Annotated in this window: 2 protein-coding genes and 1 pseudogene; 2 read left to right on the forward strand and 1 reads right to left on the reverse strand. The window is 65.5% G+C overall.

Annotation, left to right across the window (positions count from 1 at the left end):
* The coding region (locus tag ABT297_RS43085) for a DUF1801 domain-containing protein (protein WP_502885731.1) at window positions 1-299 on the forward strand (299 nt) is incomplete at its 5' end.
* Window position 300: 1 nt separating this feature from the next.
* On the opposite strand, the pseudogene ABT297_RS43270 reads toward ABT297_RS43085, so the two are convergent.
* Window positions 301-770: pseudogene (locus tag ABT297_RS43270) on the reverse strand (IS982 family transposase); the annotation flags it as partial.
* Window positions 771-871: 101 nt separating this feature from the next.
* On the opposite strand from ABT297_RS43270, the gene ABT297_RS43095 reads away from it, so the two are divergent.
* A partial coding sequence (locus ABT297_RS43095) for a YciI family protein (RefSeq protein WP_350560027.1) occupies window positions 872-1,125 on the forward strand: 254 nt, incomplete at its 3' end.

Consider the following 1,125-nt stretch of genomic DNA (forward strand, 5'->3'; position numbering starts at 1 on the left):
GGCAGGTCGAGGTGTGCGAGGAGCTTCGGCGGCTTGTTCGTCGGGCGGTCCCGGATGTTGAGGAGCGGCTGGAGTACGGTAAGCCGCATTTCGCCTGCGATGGTCGGCACGTGGCGGCGATTCACGTCGCGCGGGCCAAGATCTCATTCTTGATTTTCAATGCTGGCGGCATCGATCCGGTCAAGGGCGTTCTGCGGTCGTTGGGTAACGGCGAGCGGAAGACCGCTGACATCAGCGAAGGACAGGCGGTCGATTACGAGCTTCTCGCCGACGTCCTGGCCAGGGCCAGCGCCAGCTAGAGACGCGGGCCAGGGTGCGGCCTGCGTGGGCTTCCAGGTCGAGTTGGCCTTTGAGGGTGTCGAAGACGGCCTCGACCCACTGGCGGACGCGGGCGAGTTCGCCGAACCGGACGGGTTCGCCTCGGCGGTCGTGGCGCTGGCCAGCGTGGATGAGGTGATGGTCGGCTTCGAGGAGCGCGGTCATGACCTCGCGTTCGCCGAGTTTGGGGTTGGCCAGGCCCCGGACGACCGGCATGCCCTCGGGGTTTGACGGTCTCTCGTGAGGCCTCGCACGACAGCCGGGGTCGAGTCGATCAGACGAAGCTGGTCGAACGGGGTGGCCAGGTGCTTGTTGGCGTAGCGCAGCAGCACCTGCATCACGGCCAGGCACTGCAGTTCAGCGTGCGTCGGCAGCGGGCGGCGGGGCCGCTCGATCAGGTCATCGATCTCCACGTACAGTGCGGTCACGAGGGTGTCCAAGTCAGCGTCCACGACGGGCTCCAGAAGTTCGGCGATGGGTCAGCAACGCCGATCTTGGACACCCTCAACCGTTCCGCGGACCAGGCGGAAGTGCGGAGGCAGGAGGAGACGACATGCGAGTTCTGGTGATGACGAAGGGCGCCGGCGCCGATGAGGGGAAGGCGACGCCGACGGCGGAGATGTTCGAGCAGATGAGGGTGTACAACGAGCAGTTGGTCAACGCCGGCATCATGCTCGGCGGTGAGGGGTTGCAGCCCAGTGCCAAGGGCGTACAGGTGGTCTTCGCTGAGACTGGTACGTCGGTTGTCGATGGGCCGTTCGCGGAGTCGAAGGAGCTCATCGCTGGTTACTGGATTTGGGAGGTTCG

Origin of the sequence: Dactylosporangium sp. NPDC000555 (assembly GCF_040300025.1) — a bacterium.
Classification (GTDB): domain Bacteria; phylum Actinomycetota; class Actinomycetes; order Mycobacteriales; family Micromonosporaceae; genus Dactylosporangium.